We start from the raw sequence: 24,062 nt of genomic DNA, 5'->3' as shown, positions 1-24,062 counted from the left end.
TTCGGCTGCTACACGACGGACTGGCGCCAGGCTTTGGACAGGTGACCGGGGTGGGACTGGTTGAAGCGGTGGAGCAGCTCCTCGCGGCCATGCTCCAGCAGGTACGTGAGCTCCCGGGGCATCAGTGTCTTCACGGTGACGAGCCGGACCTGTCCGTCCGGCATCGTGAAGTGGGTGGGGAGTGTGGGGGTGTCCATGCCCAGGAGCACGGCGACGCGGCCGTCCTTGGTCAGGAGGGGTTCGGGCATGCGCTCTCCGTCCACTTCCATGGAGAGGAGGCTGGTCCTCGCGGGTTCACGCAGGTGTTCGTGGCCCACGAGCTCGTTGGCGATGCGCTCCAGCAGCGTCACGGGCCACCTGGCCTGGGGCTCGTCTGTTTCGAGTGCGAGTTCCAGACCGAAACCCACGGAGGGCGCCGCGGCCTCCACGAAGAAGTCGGAGAGGCCGTCCGTCACGAAGAGGGTGCGCCCTTCGGCGCGGTGGATGAGGCGCCAGACCTGCCGCTTCGCGGGCCAGCCTCCTCCGACGACGATGGGGAGGATGGCCTTCTCATCCAGCGTGCCCAGGGTGCGCCAGAAGGCGGTGCGGGCTGTTTCGGTCCGGTCATAGAGTGCCTGGAGCTTGCGGTTGTGTTCACGCTCCTCGGGGCTGACAGGGCTGGGACCCGTGACTTCCTCGAACCTCATCCCCGTGACTCCGGCACGCTCCACTGCATCTTTGATGTCCTCGGAGACGATCAGCGCAACGGTCCATCCCCAGGGTCGGAAGACCTTGGCATCGCCGACTTTCGCCGGGTCGATGCGCATGCGGGAGACAGCCCGATACATTCCCACCTTGTCGGGTTGTCCATCTTCCGGATGCCAGAGCTGAACCTCGCCGGAGCGCTCATCATCGATACATCGGATGTTCCGTGTCGCGACGAGGATGAAGTACGGCTCGGTCTGCCCCTCAACCTCGACAGGAATGACCTGCACGTCATTCGGTGCCAGTTCGCTGAAGATGTTCGCGACCCGCCGGTGAACAACAGGGGTCCCACCCACGCTCGTCGTCGCGTAATCCAGGAGCGCGCCTGGATGAGAGATGGGAATCTGGAGGTGCTCCTTGAGCTGGACAGGACATCCATCCGCGAACTGCCAGATGTCGTCGATCTCCTGCCCCTGGGAGTTCGTCGCCTCGCCTGGCAGCCAGCGATCCTGGATGTCCATGTCGTCCAGCAACTCGAAGTACCGCATCATCATCGGCTCCATCTCTCAGTTGCGAACAACCCAGTCATGAAGGTCTGTGCCTTGCCGCAGAATCTCCCGTCCCAAATTCTGGAGTTCCCTCGTCAGGGCGCTTCGACATTGGGCGATGCTCTGACATCTTCCCAAGCCCGTCTTCAATCTCTTGAGGATGGCCTCATGGTACTCCCGAGGATGCGGGCCCTTATGTCCGGGAACACGGACCGTGTTCAATTCGTCATCCAAAGACATGCCCGCACGATCGAAGAGTTCCTGAAACCTGGGCGACCAGGGGCCGCCATCGCGCGTCGCTTCCCACCACTTGTTCGTGGCGATGTGGTGCACGCGGACTTCGACGGGAGCCGGGACGTTTGGCCCCTTGGCGGACATCGCCACCGCGTTGGGCGCCAGTGCGATAGTCACTTCCCCACTCGCGGACACCGCGACCGCTGAGACTTCCGCCGCGGCCACCAGCCGGAAGCCTCCTTGCTCCGCTCCTACCAGCGCGGCCTGTGCCGAACCGGGCAGCGTTGCCACCCTCGTCGCCAGCGTCTGCGCCGTGCTTCCCAGCGCCGCCATTGCCAGCATCACGAAAGCCCGCGCGGCCTGCTTGCCCATCACCTCGCCGTACTTCTCTCCCGCGTCCCGGAGGCCGTCGAACGTCCGCGCTTCCTTCACCTCCGCCGCCAGCACCCTCCAGCCCTGGATGAGACTCCACACCGTGTCCCAGCCCAGGTACGCAATCAGCGCCACCGTCAGTGTCGCCGCCACTCCCTTCGTCAGCAGTGGCTCCGGTACCAGCCACAGGCTGAAGTACACCGCTCCCGTCATCACCAGCAGCGTCACCGTTGCCTCGGGGTCCACCATCCCCTCCAGGGCTTCGGCCGTCTCCTCCCACACCGAGTCCAACGCGATGCGGAAGGCCAGCGTCCGCTTGCCCTCCTCATCCAGCGTCAGGCTCCTGTCCAACAGGTGCAGGCAGTCTCCGGACAGCCGCTTGCGCACGCACCAGCGTCCGTAGGCGGCCTCCAGCTCCGTGCCTCCTTGCGCTACGCGGACGCGGCCCTGCCTCGGGTCCTCCACGGACACGACGCCCAGCGAGGCTCGCGGACGCTCCTCTCTGGGATTCAACAGCCGGAGTGCTTCCCTCCGGGGGTGCACCGACACCGGCGCATCGCGTGCCAGCGTCCGCACTGCCTCCTCGAAGGTGTCTCCGTCCAGCGCCACGGGCCGCGTGTCCGTGCGCGGCGTGTACTCACGCGCCCGGCCTTCTCCCGTGTCCAGCCGCCACGTCCGTGACGTCGCGCAGCCCGTAGCCAGCAGCATCCACAGCACGCACAGCCAGCGCAGCGGCATGAACTGCCTCCTGGGTTCGGCTGCTACACGACGGACTGGCGCCAGGCTTTGGACAGGTGGCCGGGGGGGGACTGGTTGAAGCGGTGGAGCAGCTCCTCGCGGCCATGCTCCAGCAGGTACGTGAGCTCCCGGGGCATCAGCGTCTTCACGGTGACGAGCCGGACCTGTCCGTCCGGCATCGTGAAGTGACTGGGGAGCGTGGGCGTGTCCATGCCCAGGAGCACGGCGACGCGGCCGTCCTTGGTCAGGAGGGGTTCGGGCATGCGCTCTCCGTCCACTTCCATGGAGAGGATGCCGGTCCTCGCGGGTTCACGCAGGTGTTCGTGGCCCACGAGCTCGTTGGCGATGCGCTCCAGCAGGAGCTGCTGCCAGCTCTTCGCCACGTTCTCCACGGCCTCATCGGTCTCGAGCGCGAGCTCCAGGCCGAAGCCCACGGAGGGTTCCGCTTTGTCAGCGAAGAAGTTGGAGAGGCCATCTGTCACGAAGAGGGTGCGCCCGTTGGGGCGGTGGATGACGCGCCAGATCTCGCTCCTCGCAGGCCAGCCGCCTCCGACAACGATGGGGATGACGAAGTTGTCGTCCATGGTGCCCAGCGTGTGCCAGAAGGCTTCGCGGGGCGTCGTGGACCGTTCGTAGAGGGCCTGGAGCTTGCGGTTGTGTTCACGCTGCTCGGGGCTGACTTCGCTGGGGCCCGTGACTGCCCTGAACGCCATCCCCGTAGCGCCCGAGCGCTCCAACGCATCCTTGATGTCCTCGGAGACGATGAGCACGCCAGTCCAGCCCCAGGGACGGAAGACCTTCGCGTTGCCCACCTTCGTCGGGTCGATGCGCATGCCCATGACCGACCTGTATCTCCCAACCTTCTCCGGCCGCCCATCTTCGGGCTTCCAGTACAGCACCTCCGCGGACTGCTGATCATCAATGCATCGAATGGTCCGTGTCGCGACGAGGATGAAGTAGGGCTCCGATTGTCCGTCGACATCAACCGGGATGACCTGGACCTCGTCAGGTGCCAACTCCGTGAACACGCTCGCGACTCTCCGATGCACAACAGGCGCACCACCGACACTCGTCACGGAGAAGTCGACGATCCTTCCCGGATGACTGATGGGAATCCGAACACGCTCATGGAACTGAATCGGGCATCCATCCGCGAACTGCCAGATGTCATCAATTTCCTGCCCCTGAGCATTCGTGGCCTCACCCGGCAACCAGCGATCATTCAATTCCATGTCGTCGAGAAGCTTGAAGTACCGCATCGGAATCAGCCTTCCTGTGCGTCAGGGTTGGGTGACAAGCAAGTTGAGCCGGGTGTTCTGTTTGGAGATCTGCCCGCCCAGGATTTGGAGTTCCTCTACCAACGCATCCCTACAGCTCACGATGGTTCGACACCGCCCTAAAGCGTCACTCAGCCTGGTGTAGACTTCTTCATGGTACTCCCGAGGATGCGGACCTTGATGCCCCCGGACACGGACCGTGTTCACCTCGTCATCCAGGGACATCCCCGCACGGTCGAAGAGTTCCTGGAACTTGGGTGACCATGGGCCACCATCGCGCGTCGCTTCCCACCACTTGTTCGTGGCGATGTGGTGCACGCGGACTTCGACCGGCACCGGGACGTTCGGCCCCTTGGCGGACATCGCTACCGCGTTGGGCGCCAGCGCGATGGTCACTTCGCCACTCGCGGACACCGCGACCGCTGAGACTTCCGCCGCGGCCACCAGCCGGAAGCCTCCTTGCTCCGCTCCTACCAGCGCGGCCTGTGCCGAGCCGGGCAGCGTTGCAACCCTCGTCGCCAGCGTCTGTGCCGTGCCTCCCAGCGCCGCCATTGCCAGCATCACGAAGGCCCGTGCCGCCTGCTTGCCCATCACCTCGCCGTACTTCTCTCCTGCGTCCCGGAGGCCGTCGAACGTCCGCGCTTCCTTCACCTCCGCCGCCAGCACCCTCCAGCCCTGGATGAGACTCCACACCGTGTCCCAGCCCAGGTACGCAATCAGCGCCACCGTCAGCGTCGCGGCCACTCCCTTCGTCAGCAGCGGCTCCGGTACCAGCCACAGGCTGAAGTACACCGCTCCCGTCATCACCAGCAGCGTCACCGTTGCCTCGGGGTCCACCATCCCCTCCAGGGCTTCGGCCGTCTCTTCCCACACCGAGTCCAACGCGATGCGGAAGGCCAGCGTCCGCTTGCCCTCCTCATCCAGCGTCAGGCTCCTGTCCAACAGGTGCAGGCAGTCCCCGGACAGCCGCTTGCGCACGCACCAGCGTCCGTAGGCGGCCTCCAACTCCGTGCCACCCTGCGCTACGCGGACGCGGCCCTGCCTCGGGTCCACCACGGAGACGACGCCCAGCGAGGCTCGCGGACGCTCCTCTCTGGGATTCAACAACCGGAGTGCTTCCCTCCTGGGCTGCACCGACACCGGCGCATCGCGCGCCAGCGCTCGTACCGTCTCCTCGAAGGTGTCTCCGTCCAGCGCCACGGGCCGCGTGTCCGTGCGCGGCGTGTACTCACGCGCCCGGCCTTCTCCCGTGTCCAGCCGCCACGTCCGTGACGTCGCGCAGCCCGTCGCGAACAGCGCCCACAGCACGCACAGCCAGCGCGCTGGCATGTCCGGGCTCGCTCAGCCCTGCAGCGCTACTCCCAGCTCCTCCGTGTCTCCGTGCTTCAGCCAGGTTCGCGCCGCGGACTCCTGCCAGAAGCGGCGGAGGATCTTGTCCGTCCCGCTTCCGGAGGCCACCCGGTTCAACTGCAACGCGACGATCTGGTTCTGCACCAACTCCGCCACCCGCGTCACCCCCGAGCGCAGCCCGTACTCCTGCACCCGCTTGATGAGGTCCGCGGCCTCCGGCGACGCCGGCCGGAACGTGCGCAGGTCCGCTTCAATCTTGATGGGCTGCCCCGCCACCTCGTCCGTCGCGGCGCGCAGGTCCACCACGAACCGCTCCATCTCCTCCAGCCGGATGTAGCCCTCCAGCGCGAAGCTCACGATGGATTCCGCTCGGTCCACGTCGATTCGATACATCGAGGCCCCCTTCGTGAGACTGCGTCGACCCTTCTCTCCCATCCGGCGTCAACGTGCCAACGTCCGGAGGGATGAGCCCCCTATTCAGGACTCCACGTCGAGCTGCTCCAGAAGGAGGGTCAACCCGCGAACCACCGCCTGCCTCCGCACCTGCCGCCGGTCCCCTTCAAACCGGTGACGCTCCACCACCGCCGCCTTTCCGCGACGCTGCACCGCGATGAACACCAGCCCCACCGGCTTCGCCTCCGTCCCTCCCCCGGGCCCCGCGATGCCCGTCTCCGCCACCGCCCAGTCCGCCCACGAGCGCTCCAGCGCCCCCGCCGCCATCGCGCCCACCGCCTCCGCGCTCACCGACCCGTGCGCCTGCAACAGCGCCAGCGGCACTCCCAGCTGCTCGCCCTTCGACTCGTTCGAGTACGGCACGAACCCGCGCTCCACCACCGCCGACGCCCCCGGCACCTCCGTCAGCGCCGCGGCCAGCAGCCCGCCCGTGCACGCCTCCGCCAACACCAGCCGCACCCCTGCCTCCCGGCACCTCGCAATGACTTGCGGCGCCAACGCCTCCAGTTCGCTCACGCGCCCTCCCTCGGCACCGCCGCCAGCACCGACACCAGCACGTCACCCCGGAAGGTGATGCCCACCGTGCCTTCCTCCACATACAGCCCCACCGCCGGGTGCACCTCACCCGGGCGCACTTCCGCCACCCCGCGTCGCGACGTGAAGCCCGCGCGCTGCAACCGCTCCCACCAGGCCGTGGCCGGCTCATGGCGCTCGCACCGCTCCGACTCATTCACCGTGCCCACGATGTCGTCTACCTCCCGGCCGAAGAACCGCTTGATGGCGCGCCGCTCCGCGCCCGGCACCTCCAGCGTATCCAGCAACTGGAACACGCGGGAGAAGTGATGCCATGCGTTGATCAACCGCTCACGCGCCGGGGCGCGGTGGTGATCCACGTGGGGCTCGCACAGCACCACCCCCACCGGCCCCAGCGACGACAGCCGTGAGAGCACCGCGTCGCGCGCCTCCATGCCCGACGTCTCCTTCTCCGCCACGTGGTGCAGCGCGAACGCCGCGTTCACCACCAGCGGCCGCTTCACGCCTCGCAGCGCCGCCCACGTCGCCGCGTCCAGGTCCTCCACCGGCGACTCCAGCTTCACGAACTCCAGCGACAGGCCCACCTCCTCCGCCACCGCCAGCACCGCGTCGCGCGCCTCCACCAGGCTCGTGCCGCTGGGGTCCACGCCCACCACCGTCAGGTGCCGGGGCAGCGCGCCCGCCTTCGCCAGCGCTCGCAGCAGGTTGCACTCCTGCCGCCCCTGCCCGATGCCCACGTCCAGCAGCGTCGCCTCCGCGTGTCCCCGCAGGAAGTCCGCGAGCAGCGCGTTCGCCACCGCGTCCGCCGCGGACGCCAGCGGCAGGTGCTTCATCAACCGCCGGAACAACTCAATCTGCGGCGCGCCTCCGTCCACCTCCGAGGCCCGGTACGGATGCAGCGCCCCTGTCGCACCTTCCAACCTGCGCGACAACGCGGTGGCGAAGACGGCGTAGTTCTCGTCCTCGGGGATGCGCTCCGCGTCCAGCAACCGATAGAGCTCGGCCAGCGCCTCCACCGCCGCCACCGTTCGCGCTGACAACGCATGGTCCATCGCCCGGAGCAGCAGTTCGTCCTTCGGCGTGCGCATGCGACCTCCCCGCGAAGCCGTGGCCGTGGCTTCTGCTCGACATGAAAAAGTGTAACGACCGCTCTTGTCGCGGCTCCAGGGGGCGGCACCTCGGGACACGGGGCCGTGCGCGTGTGCACAGCGTGCCGGCCCCCACGGACGGACTGGCGCGGAGCGGGGGGAGTGGCAGGGACTGGCGAGGACGAATCCCTCCGGATGTGGGAGCCCGGAGACTCCGCGTCAGAAGGCACAGCCGGGATTCCCCTCCCGGGACGTATGCCTATCGCGAACCGACTTCCGGAATTGGCCGGGGAAGCCTCGGACGCCAGGGATCAAGTCAATGTGTGCATGCGGTGCCCGCGTCGCGGCAGGGCCCTCCGGGATCAACCCGGGTCACAGCCTGGGAGGTGTCCCGTGCTGAAGCGCCCGCCCATGTCCCTCCCTCATGCCGTCCCCCTGGTGCTGGCCCTCGTGCTGCTGTCCGGCGCGACCGCCCGCGCGCAGGGTGTCCCCTCTGGCACCAGTGAGCCTCGCGCCGTGGAGGTGGACGTCCACGCCACCGACGCAGGCCAGGCCCTCTCCGCCGAGGACGCCGCGCGCCTGGGCCTCTCCGCCGACGCGGGTGACACGACGCTCGTGCCCCCCGGCCTCACCACCGACGCGCCCGCCGCGTGGCCCGAAGGACTGGAGGGCACGCCGGGCGAGGTGGAGCTGGAGCTGCTGGTGGACGTGGAGGGCCGCGTCGCGGAAGTGAAGGTGACTCGCGCCGCCGCGGAAGCCCGCCTCACCGACGCGGCGCTCGCCGCCGCACCCGGATTGCGCTTCACCCCGGCCACGCTGGGCGGCACTCCCGTGGCGGTGCGCCTGCCGTTCGTCTACCGCTTCACGCCACCCGTGCAGGTCCCCGCCTCCACCACGCGCCTCACCGGCGAGGTGCGCGCACGCGGCACACGGCGGCCCCTGGTGGATGCCGCCCTCTTCCTGGACGGCGCGCTCCAGCCCGCCACCACCACGGACGCGCAGGGCCGCTTCGCGCTGGACGTGCCCCCGGGCGCGCACTCGCTGGAGGTCCGCGCCCCGGGCCATGAGACGACGGCTTTCAATGAGACGCTGACGCAAGGTCAGACACTTCAGGTCGTCTATCGGCTCCAGCCTCGTGAGGTGAACCCCTACGAGACGGTGGTGCGCGACGAACGTCCCCGCACGGAGGTCACCCGCATCAGCCTGCATGAGCAGGAGATCCGCGAGGTGCCCGGCACACTCGGCGACCCGTTCCGCGTGGTGATGCTGATGCCGGGCGTGGGCAGCCTCGCGTCAGGCATCAGCTACCCGGTGGTGCGCGGCAGCCAGCCCGCCGCCACGGGCTTCTTCCTGGATGGCGTGCGCATCCCAATGCTGTACCACCTGCTGCTCGGGCCCGCGGTGGTGCACCCGGACTTCATCGACACCGTGGACTTCTATCCGGGCGCTCCGCCGGTGCAGTACGGCCGCATGCTGGGCGGCGTGGTGGAGGGACGCCTCAGCCGTCCTCGCGAGGACCGGCTGCACTTCACCGCGTACGCGGACCTGCTCAACGCGGGCGGCTTCATCGAGCAGCCCTTTGAATCCACCGGTACCAGCGTCAGCCTCGCGGGCCGCTTCAGCTACTCCGCGCTGCTCCTCTCGCTGGCGACCCAGGTCCTGTCAGGCGTGGACCAGGTGCACGCGGGCTTCTGGGACTACCAGGCGCGCGTCGAGCAGAAGGTGGGCCGGGGCCGCCTGCGCCTGTTCGCGCTCGGCAGCTCCGACGACGCGGGCATCGCGCCGGAGCCGCGCAGGAAGGCGGAAGGGGCCGGCGTCGTGTCGCGCTTCCACCGCATCGACCTGCGCGGCACGCACCCCGTGGCGGAGGGCGAGGGCGAGCTCGGCGTCACCCTGGGCTGGGACGGCCTGGGCCTCACCGGCGAGGAGATGCGGAGCGATGCCAGTGGCACGCTCTTCCGTGAGAAGGTGGGCGAGTACGGGATGCGACAGGTGAGCCTCTCCGCTCGCGCGGGATGGCGTCGCGCGCTGACGTCCTCGCTGGAGCTCGCCGTGGGCGCGGACGTGGAGCATCGCCGCTCCGCCACCACCCTCACCGGCAACGCGAATCCTCCGGGCTGGCGCCCCACCGATGAAGCGGATCCACTCAAGCGCCCCAGCGCGCTGGCCACCTTCTCCGGCGCGTATGCCTCCGCGACCTGGAAGCCGTTCGAGAGCTGGACGGTGACGCCGGGCCTGCGCGTGGACGCGTACCACCTGGTGCCGGGCATGACCTTCACCGCCGTGGAGCCTCGCCTGTCCGTACGCCACACGCTGACGGACACCCTCACACTCAAGGGCGGCGCGGGTCTGTTCCACCAACCTCCCACCGTGCTCGTGCACGTGCCCGCCTTCGACACCGCGAGCCTCCGCTACGGCCTCCAGTCCGGCGCGCAGTTCGACGTGGGCGCGGAGTGGAAGGCCTTCGAGGGGCTGGAGCTGAGCGCGGATGCCTTCTTCAACCCGCTGTCTCGCGCGGTGGAGTTCGACCTGGTGGACGTGGTGGAGAACCGGCGCCGCCGGGGCGCAGTGCGCGAGGACCCGGCCACCACCGGCTACGCCTACGGCTTCGACCTGATGGCCCGTCACCCGCTGGGCCGCCACTGGTTCGGCTGGGTGTCCTACAGCTTCCTGCAGAGCAAGCGGAAGGCACGCTTCGCCCGCATTGGCGATGACAACCATGTGATGGAAACAGTGGAGGGCACGCTGCCCTTCGCGTTCGAGCAGGCGCACACGCTCAACGCCGCGCTCAGCTACAAGTTCGGCAACAACTGGACCGTGGGCACGGTGGTGCACTTCAACACCGGCCGCCCGGAGACGGGGCAGATCACCTCGCAGACGCAGCGCTGGGTGACGAATCCGGATGGCTCGTCCCAGTGGGTGCGGCAGGATTTGGACCGCACGCAGCGGCTGGCGCCGTTCTTCCGTGTGGACGCGCGCATCGCGAAGTCGTGGGCCTACCAGGACTTCACGCTGGATGCGTCGCTCGACGTGCTCAACCTCTCCGCGCAGCAGGAGGTGGTGGCCTACGAGTACCGCCTCGAGTCCGAGTTCAGCGGCTCGGTGCCCCAGAAGCCCCAGCCCACCCGGGCCCCCATCCGCATCCCCGTCATCCTCCCCCTCCTTGGTTTCAAGGCGACCTACTGACATGCGACGCGCACTCGTCACCTCCCTGGCGCTCCTGGTCTCGGCCACCACCGGCTGCCAGCGCTATCCCGAGGACCCTGTCTTCGCGTACGGCCGCGCGCTCCGGCGGGACGGCACCCCGCACTCCGGCGAGCCGCTGGACGTCCAGCGCATCGATAATCAAACCCGGGTCTTCCACCCCTTCGGCACCGTCACCCCCGAGCCGTCCGGCGAGTTCATCCTGGAGCTGCTCTACGGCGAGGCCGTCACCGATACGTATGCCTTTCGGGACATGAACCGGATCAACATATCGCTGCCCCTGGAGGCGGATGGCAGCGGCGCCTTCGTGTCGTTCATCTTCCAGGACGACGTGGAGCTGCCCACGCTCCAGCCCTGGGACGCGCACCCGGCCGTGAGCATCGGGGAGCAGGGTCCCAGCGTGGCCTTCCCACCCGCGCCCCCTCCGCCTGCCCAGCCGGCGACGGCGGCCACGATGGATATAGAGGACACGACCACCGGGGGCTTCATCCCCGTCCTGCCCACCGACCCGGTGCCCCTGCTGTGGGTCACGTCCGGCGGCGAGCTGCTCTGGCGCCAGGAGGGGAAGACCTCCCCGTGGACGCCGGGTCCGTACGTCCTGGAGGACTTCGCCCAGCCCCAGGTCCGGCTGCGCGCCGCCAGCTCCGGCACGTGGATCTACTCTCCGCTGGTCAGCGAGATGAGCTCCCTGGAGTTCCGGCTGGAGTGGCGCACCGGCGCCGAACCGCTGCCCGCGGGGACGCTGCGCCCCTGGAGCCGCGGCGCGACGTGCGAGCCGGTCTTCCCCGGTGTCTGTCCATGGACGGATGGCCTGCTCACGCTCGTGGACTTCCCCCAGGCGCCAAGAACTCCACGGATCAAGCACGCCGTCATCACCCTGCCTCAGCCGGGCGTGCCCCGCCGCGCGGTGGTGCGTGGGCTGAGCTACGTGCCGGGACCGGAGGGCAGGGATTGGCTCGTCCTGGAGGGCAGCGCGGACGGTACGCAGTGGCAATCCCTGGCGCGCGTCACGATCCATGACCTGACCCCGCTGGAGCGCACCCTGCTCGACACCCAGTTCGGATACAACGTCCAGCCGACCGGCGACTCCCCTTACGGCGATGGGTCGCTTCCCCTGGGCAGGAAGGCGCCGGTCTTCCAGGACGTGCCCCTCACCACCACGGAGTCCGTGCGCTTCGTGCGGCTCTCCGTGGAGTCCATTGACTACTTCGGCTCCCCCCAACCCACGGAGCTCCAGACCCTCTCCGAGCTGTCCATCTTCGAGTAGTCCCTTGGAGCTGGGACGGGTTGTGCGCGGATGCACGGCGGGCCCGGGCCTCCGCGTGAAAACACCCACCCGAAACGGGCGCCCCCGCCGTATGGTTTCATGCGCCGACTTCCGCTCCGGGCCGGGGAAGCTTCGGACGCCCGTGACAGAACCCGATGAATGCGAGTGACAGTTTCGTAGGGGTCCGGTGTTGAAGCGCCCGCCCATGTCCCTCCCCCGTGCCGTCCCCCTGGTGCTGGCCCTCGTGCTGCTGTCCGGCGCGACCGCCCGCGCGCAGGGCGTCCCCTCTGGCACCAGCGAGCCTCGCGCCGTGGAGGTGGACGTCCATGCCACCGACGCGGGCCAGGCCCTCTCCGCCGAGGACGCCGCGCGCCTGGGCCTCTCCGCCGACGCGGGTGACACGACGCTCGTGCCCCCCGGCCTCACCACCGACGCGCCCGCCGCGTGGCCCGAAGGACTGGAGGGCACGCCGGGCGAGGTGGAGCTGGAGCTGCTGGTGGACGTGGAGGGCCGCGTCGCGGAAGCGAAGGTGGTGCGCGCCGCCGCGGAAGCCCGCCTCACCGACGCGGCGCTCGCCGCCGCACCCGGATTGCGCTTCACCCCGGCCACGCTGGGCGGCACTCCCGTGGCGGTGCGCCTGCCGTTCGTCTACCGCTTCACGCCACCCGTGCAGGTCCCCGCCTCCACCACGCGCCTCACCGGCGAGGTGCGCGCACGAGGGACACGCAGGCCCCTGGTGGATGCCGCCCTCTTCCTGGACGGCGCGCTCCAGCCCGCAGCCACCACGGACGCGCAGGGCCGCTTCGCGCTGGACGTGCCCCCGGGCGCGCACTCGCTGGAGATCCGCGCACCGGGCCATGAGACGACGACGTTCAATGAAACGCTGACGCAAGGTCAGACACTTCAGGTCGTCTATCGGCTCCAGCCTCGTGAGGTGAATCCCTACGAGACGGTCGTGCGCGACGAACGTCCCCGCACGGAGGTCACCCGCATCAGCCTGCATGAGCAGGAGATCCGCGAGGTGCCCGGCACACTCGGCGACCCGTTCCGCGTGGTGATGCTGATGCCGGGCGTGGGCAGCCTCGCGTCAGGCATCAGCTACCCGGTGGTGCGCGGCAGCCAGCCCGCGGCGACGGGCTTCTTCCTGGACGGCGTGCGCATCCCGATGCTGTACCACCTGCTGCTCGGGCCCGCGGTGGTGCACCCGGACTTCATCGACACCGTGGACTTCTATCCAGGCTCGCCGCCGGTGCAGTACGGCCGCGTGCTGGGCGGCGCGGTGGAGGGACGCCTCAGCCGTCCTCGCGAGGACCGGCTGCACTTCACCGCGTACGCGGACCTGCTCAACGCGGGCGGCTTCATCGAGCAGCCCTTCGAGTCCACCGGCACCAGCGTCACGCTGGCGGGCCGCTTCAGCTACTCCGCGCTGCTCATCTCGCTGGCGGCCAATGCCTTCCAGAGCGAGGAGGTGGAGCAGCTGCACGCGGGCTTCTGGGATTACCAGGCGCGCGTCGAGCAGAAGGTGGGCCGGGGCCGCCTGCGCCTGTTCGCACTGGGCAGCTCCGATGACGTGGGCATCTCGCCGACGATGGAAGTGGGGGCGGATGGCGGCGGCGTCGTGTCGCGCTTCCACCGCATCGACCTGCGCGGCACGCACCCCGTGGCGGACGGCGAGGGCGAGCTCGGCGTCACCCTGGGCTGGGACGGCCTGGGCCTCAACGGCGAGCAGACGCGGGACACCGGTGGCACCCTGGCCCGAGAGAAGGTGGGCGAGTACGGGCTGAGCCAGGTGAGCCTCGCCGCTCGCGCGGGGTGGCGCCGCGCGCTGACGTCCTCGCTGGACCTGGCCGTGGGCGCGGACGTGGAGCACCGCCGCTCCGCCACCACGCTCATCGGCACCGCGCGGCCTCCGGGTTGGCGCCCTTCTGACGACGCGGATCCGCTCAAGCGGCCCAGCGCGCTGGCCACCTTCTCCGGCGCGTACGCATCCGCGACCTGGAAGCCGTCGGACCGCTGGGTGGTGACGCCGGGCCTGCGCGTGGACGCGTACCACCTGGTGCCGGGCATGACCTTCACCGCGGTGGAGCCGCGTCTGTCCGTGCGCCACTCGCTGACGGACACCCTCACGCTCAAGGGCGGCGCGGGTCTGTTCCACCAGCCTCCCACCGTGCTCGTGCACGTGCCCGCCATCGACACCGCGGGCCTGCGCTACGGTCTCCAGTCCGGCGCGCAGTTCGACGTGGGCGCGGAGTGGAAGGCCTTCGAGGGATTGGAGTTGAGCGCGGACGCGTACTTCAACCCGCTGTCCCGCGCCGTGGAGTTCGACCTGGTGGACGTGGCGGAGAACCGCCGGCGACGGGGCGGCCTGGGCGAGGACCCCGCCACCACCGGCTACGCCTACGGCTTCGACCTGATGGCCCGCCATCCACTGGGCCGCAACTGGTTCGGCTGGGTGTCCTACAGCTTCCTGCAGAGCAAGCGGAAGGCGCGCTTCGCCCGCATCGGCGACGACAACCGGGTGCTGGAGACGGTGGAGGGCACGCTGCCCTTCGCGTTCGAGCAGGCGCACACGCTCAACGCCGCGCTCAGCTACAAGTTCGGCAACAACTGGACCGTGGGCACGGTGGTGCACTTCAACACCGGCCGCCCGGAGACGGGGCAGATCACCTCGCAGACGCAGCGCTGGGTGACGGACGGCAACGGCATGAACGAATGGGTGCGGCAGGACCTGGACCGCACGCAGCGGCTGTCGTCGTTCTTCCGCGTGGATGCGCGCATCGCGAAGTCGTGGGCCTACCAGGACTTCACCCTGGATGCGTCGCTCGACGTGCTCAACCTCTCCGCGCAGCAGGAGGTGGTGGCCTACGACTACCGCTTCGAGGGCGGCGACTACGAGGGCTCTCCCCACAAGGACGTCCGCCCCGTGCGCTCCCCCGTCCGCATCCCCGTCATCCTCCCCCTCTTCGGGCTCAAGGCGACCTACTGACATGCGACGCGCACTCGTCACCTCCCTGGGGCTCCTGGCCTTCGCCACCGCGGGCTGCGAGCGCTATCCCGAGGACCCCATCTTCGCCTACGGCCGCGTGCTCCAGCGGGACGGCACGCCGCGCGCGGGCTTCACGCTGCCCATCGAGCGCATGGAGGAAGGGGAGGACGTCTTCCAGCCGTTCGGCACCGCCACCACCGAGTCCTCCGGCGACTACAGCCTCGAGCTGCTCTCCGGGGACGTCGTCATCGACAAGGTCTACTCCCGGGCCCTCCACCGGCTGCGGGCGGCGTTGCCGCTGGAGGCGGACGGCAGCGGGACCTTCCTGTCGTTCTACATGCAGGACGACGTGGAGCTGCCCACGCTCCAGCCCTGGGATGCCCACCCGCTCGTGGGCACCAGCGAGCAGGGCCCCACCGTGGCCTTCCCGCCCGCGCCCCCGGCGCCCCCGCTGCCGGAGACGGCGCGGACGCTGGACCTGCTCGCCGAGGACGGGACGTTCATCCCCCTGCTGCCCACCGACCCCGTGCCCCTGCTCTGGGTCACGGCCGGCGACGGGCTGCTCTGGCGCCAGAACGGCACGGTCTCCCCATGGACTCCCAGCCCGTACGTGCTGGAGGACTTCGCCGCGCCCCAGGTGCAGCTGCGCGCCGCCAGCGTGGGCACGTGGCTGTTCTCCCCGCTGGGGGGCGAGTCCAGCTCCGTGGACTTCCGGCAGGAGTGGCGCACCGGCGCCGAGCCGCTGCCCGCGGGGACGCTGCGCCCCTTGAGCCGCGGCGCGACGTGCGAGCCGTCCTTCCCGGATGTCTGTCCATGGACGGATGGCCTGCTCACCCCCGTGGACTTCTGGAAGGAGGAGGCCGACCCCCGCTTCCACAGCGTCGTCATCACCCTGCCCCAGCCCGGCCTGCCCCGCAGGGCAGTGGTGCGTGGGTTGAAATACCTTCAGGGTGGGGGTGGCAAGGATTGGCTCGTCCTGGAGGGCAGCGCGGACGCGGAGCAATGGCAACCGCTGGCGCGCGTCCTGCTGCGGGACATGAGCGCGCTGGAGCGCAACCTGCGCGATTCACGGTTCGGCTTCTACACCGAGGCGGCCGGGGGAGATTCTCCCTATGGAGACGGGCTGCTCGCCCTGGGCGTCCAGGAGCCGGTCTTCCAGGACGTGCCCCTGTCCAGCACCGGGCCCGTGCGCTTCGTGCGGCTGTCCGTGGAATCCCTTATCTACGACGGCAGCGCCCCACCCGCTGAGTTCTATACCCTCTCCGAGCTGTCCATCTTTGAATAGTCATTGCGGGAGTCCCTCCAACCCCCGGAGATTGCTTGGGTGGGATGAAGCCCGGGAGTCCAGTCCAACCCAATTAATCAAGAAATAAAGGCTGAGCCGTTCTTCTCGTGCAGCTCCGCTCATTCGTGCCCGAGGGAGGGCCCCATGATTGCGCTGACCTGGACGTATGGGCAGCTCCTCAAGGGACTGACGGAGCGGGTGCGCCGGGTGTTGCTGGTGCAGGTGCTCATCCTGGCGCCGGCCTTCGGGGTGCTGGAGCTCAACCCGTCAGGTCCTGTGCACCAGGGGCTGTCGCTGACACGCCTGGCCCTGTGGGGCTGCGCGGTGGGGGTGTTGTGGGCCCTGCACCGGTATGCCCTGGGGGGCACGCGGGTGGCGTCGTGGCAGCGCGTGCTGTGGGTGACGGCGCTGTGCTGGCTGGGCCAGTGGCTGGGCGGCTTCGTCATGGGGGAGGCGCTGCCTCGCTCGCTCCAGCAGGGGTACGGGGCGGGGTGGATCCACGTGGGCTTCAGCGTGCTGTTCTTCTGGGCGGCGACGGCGCTGCTCTACCGGCTGGCCGCGCCGGTCCCCGAACCCGACGCCGTTCCCGCCGCTCCCGAGCCCGCGTCCGCCAAGAAGGACTTCACGGGCGCGGAGCGTCCAGCGGGAGCCTGAGCCTCGCCCGGCAGCCCCGGCCGTCGGTGCGGTTCTCCAGGCGCAGGCTGCCGCCGTGGGCTTCGGCGATCTGCCGGCTGAGCGCCAGGCCAATGCCATTGCCCTGCGGCTTGGTGGTGAAGAAGGGCACGAAGAGGTTCGCGGTGTCCGCGAGGCCGGGGCCCTCGTCCTCCACCCAGACCTCCACGGCGCCGGGCGCGTGCACCGCCCAGGAAACCCAGACACCGCCCGAGCCCCCTTCCGACAGGACCGCGTCCACGGCGTTGCGCACCAGGTTGATGAGGAGTTGGTCCAGCTGGTCTCCGTCTCCGGACACGGTGAGGACGGGGCCGGGGCGCACGGCCACGGGGCGGCGCGGCTCCAGGGCCACCACGCGCCGCACCCAGGGCTCCACCTCGACGGCCCCCAGGGTGGGCGGGGGCAGGCGCGCGAGCCGCGCGTGGGCGGACATGAAGCGCGACAGGGCTTCCGCCCGGCGGGCGATGATGCCCAGCCCGTGACGGGTGTCCTCCTCCCAGTCCGCGGGGCGCGGCACCTGGGCGACGGTGTCCCGGAGGGCGTCCGCGATGGATTGGATGGGGGTGAGGGAGTTGTTGATCTCGTGGCTGAGCACGCGGACCAGCCGGCGCCAGGCTTCGCGCTCCTCCTCGCGCAATGCCAGACGCAGGTCGGTGAGCACGACCAGTTGGTGGGGCTGGCCGCCCTCGCGGAAGGTGCCTCGCCACAGCTCGTAGGGGCCGCCGTCCTGCTGCGCGAAGACGCGCGTGAGGCGGCGGGGGGCGGGGCCTTCCAGCAGCTCGCCCCAGCCGAGGGCTTCCGCGCGCTGGCCCAGGAGCTGCGCGCGCGGCAGGCCCACGAGCCGGGCGCCCGCGCGGTTCACCAGCTTGAGCGTGCCGGAGGCGTCGAAGGCGAGCACGGCGACGTCGATGGCCTCCATCACCTGGCCCAGCAGCGCGCCGGCCTCCAGCGCGCCCAGGCGCTGCTCGCGCAGGGTGGCGCTCAGGGCGTTGACCTCCAGCATCACCTCCCCCAGGGGGTCCCCCACGCGTCCGCCCCGGCCGCGCACGGAGTAGTCCCCTTCGCGCAGCGCCGCGAGCAGCCCCGCGACGGTGTGCAGGGACCGCGCGACGCGCTCACGGACGGCCAGACAGGCTCCGACGAGGAAGCCCACCACGAGCACGGACAGCGTCCAGCGCACCTTCGCGGTGAAGTCCCCCGTCCACAGCAGCGCGAGCGACACGATGACCGCGGGCAGTCCCGCGAGGACCGCGAGCCACATCACGCGCAGGTCGTGCGGCACCGGCGCCTTCTGTACGCGCGCGTGCGTCGTGATGCGCGAGTCGTGCGCCGGGGGTGCAGGCCGCTCCTCCTCGTGCGTCGTGGCGATTGGAGCGTGCGGTGCCCGCGCCTGCCGCTCATCCTCGTGCGTCGTGACGCCCGGGTCGTGCGGTGCCGGGGGGCTGCGTTTCACCTGGCGCCCTTGATGCCGTAGTACTGGAGGCGCCGGTAGAGCGCGCTGCGCGACAGGCCCAGCGCCTTCGCCGCTTCGCTCACGTTGCCGTCGTGCCGGCCGAGGGCGCGCTCAATCAGGTAGCGCTCCACCTCCTCCAGCGTCATCTCCTCCAGCCGCGTGGCCCCCCCGCTCGCGGGCCCTGCCCTCTTGAGCAGCAGGTCCTCCGCCTCCACCCGGTCCCCCACCGCCATCAGCAGCGCGCGCTCCACCGCGTGCTCCAGCTCGCGCACGTTGCCCGGCCAGGGATACGCGAGCAGCGCCTCCAGCGCTCCCGGCGCCAGGTGGATGTGGGGACGCCCGTAGCGCTGGCCCTGCGCCGCCAGGAAGTGCGCCGCGAGCAACGGGATGTCCTCGCGCCGCTCCCTCAGCGGCGGCAGCTGCACCTCCACCGTGTTGAGCCGGTAGAGCAGGTCCTCGCGAAACCGCCCCTCCACCACCGCCCGGCCCAGGTCCACGTTCGTCGCGCTCACCACGCGCACGTCCACCCGCCGCGTCCGCGACGAGCCCACCGGGTGCAGCTCCCCCGTCTGCAGCACCCGCAGCAGCTTCGCCTGCTGCGTGAGCGGCATGTTCCCAATCTCATCCAGGAAGAGCGTGCCGCCGTCCGCCAGCTCGAAGCAGCCGATGCGGTCCGTCTTCGCGTCCGTGAAGGCGCCCTTCACGTGACCGAAGAGCTCGCTCTCGAAGACGCCCTCGGACAGGCCGCCGGAGTTCACCGCGACGAAGGGCCGGTCCGCGCGCGGGCTCGCCGCGTGGAGCAGCCGCGCCACCACCTCCTTGCCCGTGCCGTGCTCGCCCGTCACCAGCACCGGCGCCGAGGACGGCGCCACCCGCTCGATGAGCCGGCGCACCGGCTGCATCGCGCGCGACTCGCCCACCATTGGGGAGTTGCCGCCCTGCTCGCGGCGCAGGTGCTGGTTCTCCTCCTCCAGCCGCCGGCTGCGCCGCAGCGCCCGGGACAGCTCCAGCTGCGTGCGCAGCGTGGCCAGCAGCCGCGTGTTGTCCCAGGGCTTCTGCACGTAGTCGCGAGCCCCCAGGCGCATGGCCTCCACCGCGCCCTCCACGCTGCCCCACGCCGTCATCACCACCACGGGCAGCAGCGCGTCCCGCGCGCGCAGCTCGCCCAGCAGGTCCAGGCCCTCGCGCCCGGACGTCGTGTCGCGCGCGTAGTTCATGTCCATCAACACCAGGTCCACGTCCTCCGCGTCCAGCGTGGCCTTCACGCCCGCGGGGGACTGCGCGCTCACCACCGTGTAGCCGTCGCGCTTGAGCAGCAGCCGCAGCGCCTCCAGCACGTCCGGCTGGTCGTCGGCGACGAGGACGCGGGTGGGGCGCGGAGAGGAGGCGGCGGGTTCGGACACGGGGGACACCACGGGGCGGAACTGTGCCAGAAAGAGGGAGCGTCAGTCGGCCCGGAGCGCGATGATGGGGTCCACGCGCGTCGCCCGCCGGGCAGGCAGCCACGACGCCCCCAGCGCCACCCCGGTGAGCAGCAGCGCGACCCCGCCGAATGTCCACGGGTCGCCCGCGGACACGCCGTACAGCAGCGAGCCCAACAGCCGCGCCAGCCCCAAGGACAGGCACAGCCCCACCGCCACGCCCGTGAGCGACAGCCGCAGGCCCTGCGCCAGCACCAGCCGCAGCACGTCCCCCCGCGCCGCGCCCAGCGCCATGCGGATGCCCAGCTCCCGCGTGCGCTGCGACACCGAGAAGGCGATGACCCCCGACAGCCCCAGCGACGCGAGCAGCAACGCGACGCCCGCGAACAGCCCCATCACCAGCGCGGACAACCGCCGGGGGCCCGTGGACTGGTCCATCCGCCGCGTGAGCGGGGACACGTCGAACAGCGGCAGGTCCGCGTCCACCGCGCGCACCTCCGCCTCCACCTGCGTGCGCAGCGCCTCCGGGTTCCCCGACTTCACGCGCACCGCCAGGCCCATGTACCCGGACGGCAGCTGCGACAGGGCGTAGTACCCGGCCGGACGCGCGGGCACGTCCAGGCCCCACTCGCGCAGGTCGTCCACGATGCCCACCACCGTGGCCCACTGCATGTCCTGGCCGTGCAGCTTCACCCGCTGCCCCAGCGCGTCACCCTTCGGCCAGAAGAGGTCCGCGAAGGAGCGGTTGATGACCACCGCCCACGGCGCGTCCGGCGCGTCCGAGTCCTCCAGCAGCCGGCCCTGCCGCAGGTGGACGCGCAGCGCGTGCAGGTAGCCGGGCGTGACGGCGCGGAACTCCACCGCCTTCCACTGCTCGCCCGGCTGGCGGGGGCGCCCCTCGATGTCGAAGCTGTTGTCCGTGGAGCCCCCCAGCGGCAGCACGTTCGTGAGCCCCGCGGACTCCACGCCCGGCAGCGCCTGGAGCCGGGGCAGCAGCGCCTGCTGGAAGGCCGCCTGCCGGGCCCGGTCCGGGTACTGCACCTTGGGCAGCGCGAGGTCCCCGGTGAGCACGCCGTCGGACACGAAGCCCGCGTCCACGCGCTGGAGCGCGAGGAAGCTCTTCACGAACAGCCCCGCGCCCACCAGCAACACCAGCGCGAGCGACACCTGCGCCACCACCAGCGCCGCGCGCAGCCGGCCCGTGCGGTGGCCTCCCGTGGCACGCGCGCCCTCGCGCATCGCCGCGTGCAGGTCCACCCGGCTGGCCTGGAGCGCGGGCACCAGCCCGAAGAGCACGCCCGTGAGCACCGACACCGCCAGGGTGAAGAGCACGGAGGCCACGTCCAGCTTCACGCCCTGGGCGCGCGGCAGGCTCTCCCCCACGGTGGCCACCAGCGCGTCCGTGCCCCACAGCGCCAGCAGCAGCCCCACCGCGCCCGCCACCAGCGACAGCACCACGCTCTCCGTCAGGAACTGCGCCACCAGCCGCGCCCGGCCCGCGCCCAGCGCCGCGCGGATGGACACCTCGCGGCCCCGCGCCACCGCCCGCGCCAGGAGCAGGTTGGCCACGCTGGAGCACGCCACCAGCAGCACGAAGCCCACCGCGCCCCAGAGCAGCCACAGCGTCCCGCGCACGCCGCCCACCACCTGGTCCTCCAGGGACTTCACGCTCATGGACCAGCCCCACCGCTGGTACTTGCTCACCAGGTCCGGGGGGCGCGCGGTGCCCATGCGCACCAGGTCCGCGCGCGCCGCGTCCAGCGTCATCCCGGGCTTGAGCCGCGCCATCACGCTGAGGAAGCGGTTGCCGCGCCGGGACTCCTCCGCCTGCTCCGGCGTGGGCGCGAAGGGCAGCACCACCTCCGTGTCCTCCGGGTAGACGCCGCCCGGGGGCAGCACGCCCACCACCGTGTGCGGCACGCCGTCCAGCCGCAGCGTGCGCCCCAGCACCTCCGGGTCCTTCGCGAAGTGGGCGCGCCACGCGGCGTCCGACAGCACGACGACCTTGTCCTGGCCCGGCGTCTCCTCCTCCTGGGTGAAGCCCCGGCCCAGCACCGGCGCGACGCCCAGCGTGGGCAGGAAGGACGCCGTGGCGGCGACGACGTGCAGGCGCCGGGGGGACTCCCCACCGGTGAGCGTCATGTTGTCGGGCCGGAAGGCCGCCAGCGACGCGAAGGCCCGCGTGTGCGTGAGCAGGTCGCGGTACTCCGGCACCGAGTTCGACACCTCCTTGAGGCCGAAGGCGTCGAAGTTCGGGGCCAGCATCACCAGCTGCTCCGGCCGGGCGAAGGGCGGCGGTGTGAGCAGCACGCCCTTCACCACGCTGAACACGGCGCTGTTCGCGCCAATCCCCAGCGCCAGCGTCAGCACCGCCACCCCCACGAAGCCGGGCGCGTTCTTCAAGGAGCGCCACGCGTAGCGCAGGTCGCCGAGCAGGTGTCCCATGGTCCGTGCCCCCTCCTTTTTCAGCGAAGCTGTTCGTCCTGCACGACGCGGCCGTCGAAGAGGCTCACCGTGCGCGTGGCGATGCGCGCCTGCGCCGGGTCGTGCGTCACCATGCAGATGGTGGAGCCCGCCTTGTGCAGGTCGGACAAGAGCTGCATCACCGCCTCGCCGTTCTTCGAGTCCAGGTTGCCCGTGGGCTCGTCCGCCAGGAGGATGAGGGGGTCTCCCGCCACGGCGCGCGCCACCGCGACGCGCTGCTGCTGACCGCCGGACAGCTGCCCCGGCAGGTGCCGCGCCCGGTGCGCCATGCCCACGCGCTCCAGGGCCCGCTCCACGCGCTGCTTGCGCTCCTGCGCGGGCAGCCCCCGGTAGGTGAGCGGCAGCTCCACGTTCTCGAAGACGGTGAGGTCGCCGATGAGGTTGAAGCTCTGGAAGATGAAGCCGATGTGCTGGTTGCGCACCTTGGCCCGGTCCGTGGGCGACAGGTCCAGCACGCTCCTGCCATCCAGCAGGTAGCTGCCGCGCGTGGCGGTGTCCAACAGGCCCAGCACCGCGAGCAGCGTGGACTTGCCGGAGCCGGACGGGCCCACGATGGCCACCCATTCGTTCTGGCGGATGGTGAGCTGGATGTTGGAGAGGGCGTGCGTCTCCACCTCCTCCGTCTCGAACACCTTGGTGAGCCCGTCGAGTTGGAGCAGCGCCTTGCCCGGCACCGCGCCCGGGGCCACGGCCTTCGCCTCGCTGTCGTTCGTCATCGTCGTCGTCATCGCAGCCTCACGCGCTCCACCGCGTCCCACGCGGTCATGTCCGACAGCACCACCTGATCGCCTTCCGAAAGTCCCTGCACGATCTCCACCGCGTTCACCGAGCCGCGGCCCAGCTTCACGGGGATGCGCACCGCCTCGTCGCCGCCCGGCAGCAGCCGGAAGAGCGTCAGCGTGCTCTCCGCCTGGGCCCCCGCCGGACGGCCCACGGACAGCACGTTGTCCAGCCGCTCCAGCTCCACGGTGCCCTCCACGGTGAGGTCCGGCCGGGCGCCCTTGGGCAGCTTCTCCGGCAGCGACACCTCCACGCGCACCGTGCCCTGGCTGGCCGCGGGCGCCACGCGCGCCACGGTGCCCTCGACGATGCCGTTGCGCGTGTCCACCTGGGCCTTCAGGCCCGGGAGGATGTCGCGCGCCTGCGTCTCCGCGATTCGCAGCTCCGCCTTGAGCCGCTCCGGCTTCACCACCTTCGCCAGGAGCACGCCGGGCGTCACCCACTGGCCCAGCTCCAGCGGCAGCTCCTGGAGCACGCCGTCCTCGCCCGCCAGCACCTTCATGGACTCCACCTGCTGGCGGCGGAAGCGCGCCACGGCCTTCAGCCGCTCCACCTGCTCCTGCTGCGCGGAAAGGCGCTGGCGCAGGCTCTGGGACATGACCTCCAGGCGCTGGCGCTCCAGCTCCAGCCGCTGGCCGACCTCCTGCGCCTTCTCCTGGATTTGACGTGTCTCCAGGTCGCCGACGAAGGACTTCTCGAACAGCGCGGTGTTGGCCTGGGAGCGGCGGGTGGCGTCGGCGGCTTCGGTGGCGAGGGCGGCCACGGCGGCCTGCTGGGACAGCCGCTGCGTCTGGAGCAGCTCGCGCAGCTCCAGGAAGTCGCCTTCGGCGCTCGCGAGCTGACGCTCGGCCTCCAGGGCCTGGAGCTGCACGTCCGGGTTGGACAGCTCCAGGAGCAGCGTGCCGGCGGTGACGGTGGCGCCGGGCCGGACGTGGATGCGCTCCACGCGGCCGGCGGTGTCGGCGGTGAGCCAGCGGATGGACTCCGGCACGAGCGAACCGGTGCCCTTCACCTGGCGCACCAGCGGGCCGCGCTTCACCGTGTCCAGCCACACCGAGGCCTTGTCCACGGTGGGCGCGGCGGGGCGCAGCCGGGAGAGGCCCACCGTCACCGCGATGAGCACGGCGAGGCCCAGGGCCGCCAGGAGGTAGGGTTTGCGTCGCGGGGTACGAACCTTCGGGATGTCCACGGTCCGGACCATAGCGAGCCGCGTGCCAGGGCTTCGAGCCGGG

At 70.7% G+C, this 24,062-nt stretch carries 17 protein-coding genes; 5 read left to right on the top strand and 12 right to left on the bottom strand.

Annotated features, from left to right (window positions below; genetic code table 11):
- Nucleotides 1-8 precede the first annotated feature (8 nt).
- The 7 genes from NR792_RS28675 to NR792_RS28645 all read right to left on the bottom strand — a co-directional run bounded on the left by NR792_RS28675 (nucleotide 9) and on the right by NR792_RS28645 (nucleotide 7,278).
- The gene (locus NR792_RS28675; RefSeq protein WP_375755883.1) at nucleotides 9-1,238 is read right to left on the bottom strand and encodes an imm11 family protein; all 1,230 of its coding nucleotides are present in this window, start codon (nucleotides 1,236-1,238) and stop codon (nucleotides 9-11) included.
- A 12-nt stretch (nucleotides 1,239-1,250) separates the two neighbouring features.
- Entirely contained in the window at nucleotides 1,251-2,576 is a 1,326-nt protein-coding gene (locus NR792_RS28670; RefSeq protein ID WP_375755882.1) for an AHH domain-containing protein, read from the bottom strand.
- A 23-nt stretch (nucleotides 2,577-2,599) separates the two neighbouring features.
- Nucleotides 2,600-3,808, bottom strand: a complete 1,209-nt coding sequence (locus NR792_RS28665; RefSeq protein ID WP_375761707.1) for an imm11 family protein — start codon at nucleotides 3,806-3,808, stop codon at nucleotides 2,600-2,602.
- Nucleotides 3,809-3,856: 48 nt separating this feature from the next.
- Nucleotides 3,857-5,182 (bottom strand): AHH domain-containing protein, encoded by a 1,326-nt coding sequence (locus NR792_RS28660; protein WP_375755881.1) that lies wholly within the window; start codon nucleotides 5,180-5,182, stop codon nucleotides 3,857-3,859.
- 12 nt (nucleotides 5,183-5,194) lie between these two features.
- Nucleotides 5,195-5,596 carry a hypothetical protein gene (locus tag NR792_RS28655; protein ID WP_375755880.1) on the bottom strand — a complete coding sequence of 134 codons (402 nt, stop codon included), beginning with the start codon at nucleotides 5,594-5,596 and terminating at the stop codon, nucleotides 5,195-5,197.
- A gap of 84 nt (nucleotides 5,597-5,680) precedes the next feature.
- Nucleotides 5,681-6,172 (bottom strand): CinA family protein, encoded by a 492-nt coding sequence (locus tag NR792_RS28650; RefSeq protein ID WP_375755879.1) that lies wholly within the window; start codon nucleotides 6,170-6,172, stop codon nucleotides 5,681-5,683.
- Nucleotides 6,169-7,278 (bottom strand): GRAS family protein, encoded by a 1,110-nt coding sequence (locus tag NR792_RS28645; RefSeq protein WP_375755878.1) that lies wholly within the window; start codon nucleotides 7,276-7,278, stop codon nucleotides 6,169-6,171. Before NR792_RS28645 ends, NR792_RS28650 begins: the two co-directional genes overlap by 4 nt.
- A 411-nt stretch (nucleotides 7,279-7,689) precedes the next feature.
- Here NR792_RS28645 and NR792_RS28640 point away from each other — a divergent pair, with 411 nt between their 5' ends.
- The 5 genes from NR792_RS28640 (at nucleotide 7,690) to NR792_RS28620 (ending at nucleotide 16,674) form a co-directional block, all read left to right on the top strand.
- The gene (locus tag NR792_RS28640) at nucleotides 7,690-10,464 is read left to right on the top strand and encodes a TonB-dependent receptor domain-containing protein (RefSeq protein WP_375755877.1); all 2,775 of its coding nucleotides are present in this window, start codon (nucleotides 7,690-7,692) and stop codon (nucleotides 10,462-10,464) included.
- 1 nt (nucleotide 10,465) lies between these two features.
- The gene (locus tag NR792_RS28635; protein ID WP_375755876.1) at nucleotides 10,466-11,749 is read left to right on the top strand and encodes a hypothetical protein; all 1,284 of its coding nucleotides are present in this window, start codon (nucleotides 10,466-10,468) and stop codon (nucleotides 11,747-11,749) included.
- A gap of 205 nt (nucleotides 11,750-11,954) precedes the next feature.
- Nucleotides 11,955-14,735, top strand: coding sequence for a TonB-dependent receptor domain-containing protein (locus tag NR792_RS28630; protein ID WP_375755875.1), 2,781 nt, complete (start codon nucleotides 11,955-11,957; stop codon nucleotides 14,733-14,735).
- 1 nt (nucleotide 14,736) lies between these two features.
- A complete protein-coding gene (locus NR792_RS28625) occupies nucleotides 14,737-16,020 on the top strand; it encodes a hypothetical protein (RefSeq protein WP_375755874.1) in 1,284 nt (427 codons plus the stop codon).
- A 144-nt stretch (nucleotides 16,021-16,164) separates the two neighbouring features.
- Nucleotides 16,165-16,674 carry a hypothetical protein gene (locus tag NR792_RS28620; protein WP_375755873.1) on the top strand — a complete coding sequence of 170 codons (510 nt, stop codon included), beginning with the start codon at nucleotides 16,165-16,167 and terminating at the stop codon, nucleotides 16,672-16,674.
- Here the strand turns inward: NR792_RS28620 and NR792_RS28615 are convergent.
- The 5 genes from NR792_RS28615 to NR792_RS28595 all read right to left on the bottom strand — a co-directional run bounded on the left by NR792_RS28615 (nucleotide 16,643) and on the right by NR792_RS28595 (nucleotide 24,019).
- Nucleotides 16,643-17,953: a PAS domain-containing sensor histidine kinase gene (locus NR792_RS28615; protein WP_375761706.1), complete on the bottom strand. Its 1,311-nt coding sequence runs from the start codon at nucleotides 17,951-17,953 to the stop codon at nucleotides 16,643-16,645. The two genes, NR792_RS28620 and NR792_RS28615, sit on opposite strands and share 32 nt — an antisense overlap.
- A gap of 188 nt (nucleotides 17,954-18,141) precedes the next feature.
- Entirely contained in the window at nucleotides 18,142-19,560 is a 1,419-nt protein-coding gene (locus NR792_RS28610) for a sigma-54-dependent transcriptional regulator (RefSeq protein ID WP_375755872.1), read from the bottom strand.
- 30 nt (nucleotides 19,561-19,590) lie between these two features.
- Entirely contained in the window at nucleotides 19,591-22,011 is a 2,421-nt protein-coding gene (locus NR792_RS28605) for an ABC transporter permease (protein ID WP_375755871.1), read from the bottom strand.
- A gap of 20 nt (nucleotides 22,012-22,031) precedes the next feature.
- Nucleotides 22,032-22,778, bottom strand: coding sequence for an ABC transporter ATP-binding protein (locus NR792_RS28600; RefSeq protein ID WP_375755870.1), 747 nt, complete (start codon nucleotides 22,776-22,778; stop codon nucleotides 22,032-22,034).
- Complete coding sequence (locus NR792_RS28595) at nucleotides 22,775-24,019, bottom strand: efflux RND transporter periplasmic adaptor subunit (RefSeq protein ID WP_375755869.1); 1,245 nt, start codon at nucleotides 24,017-24,019, stop codon at nucleotides 22,775-22,777. Before NR792_RS28595 ends, NR792_RS28600 begins: the two co-directional genes overlap by 4 nt.
- Nucleotides 24,020-24,062: the final 43 nt, after the last annotated feature.

It is taken from the genome of Corallococcus exercitus (assembly GCF_042231735.1).
Lineage (GTDB): Bacteria > Myxococcota > Myxococcia > Myxococcales > Myxococcaceae > Corallococcus > Corallococcus exercitus_B.
Note: the sequence above shows the minus strand (reverse complement) of the source record. Positions and strands in the feature narration are given on the sequence as shown.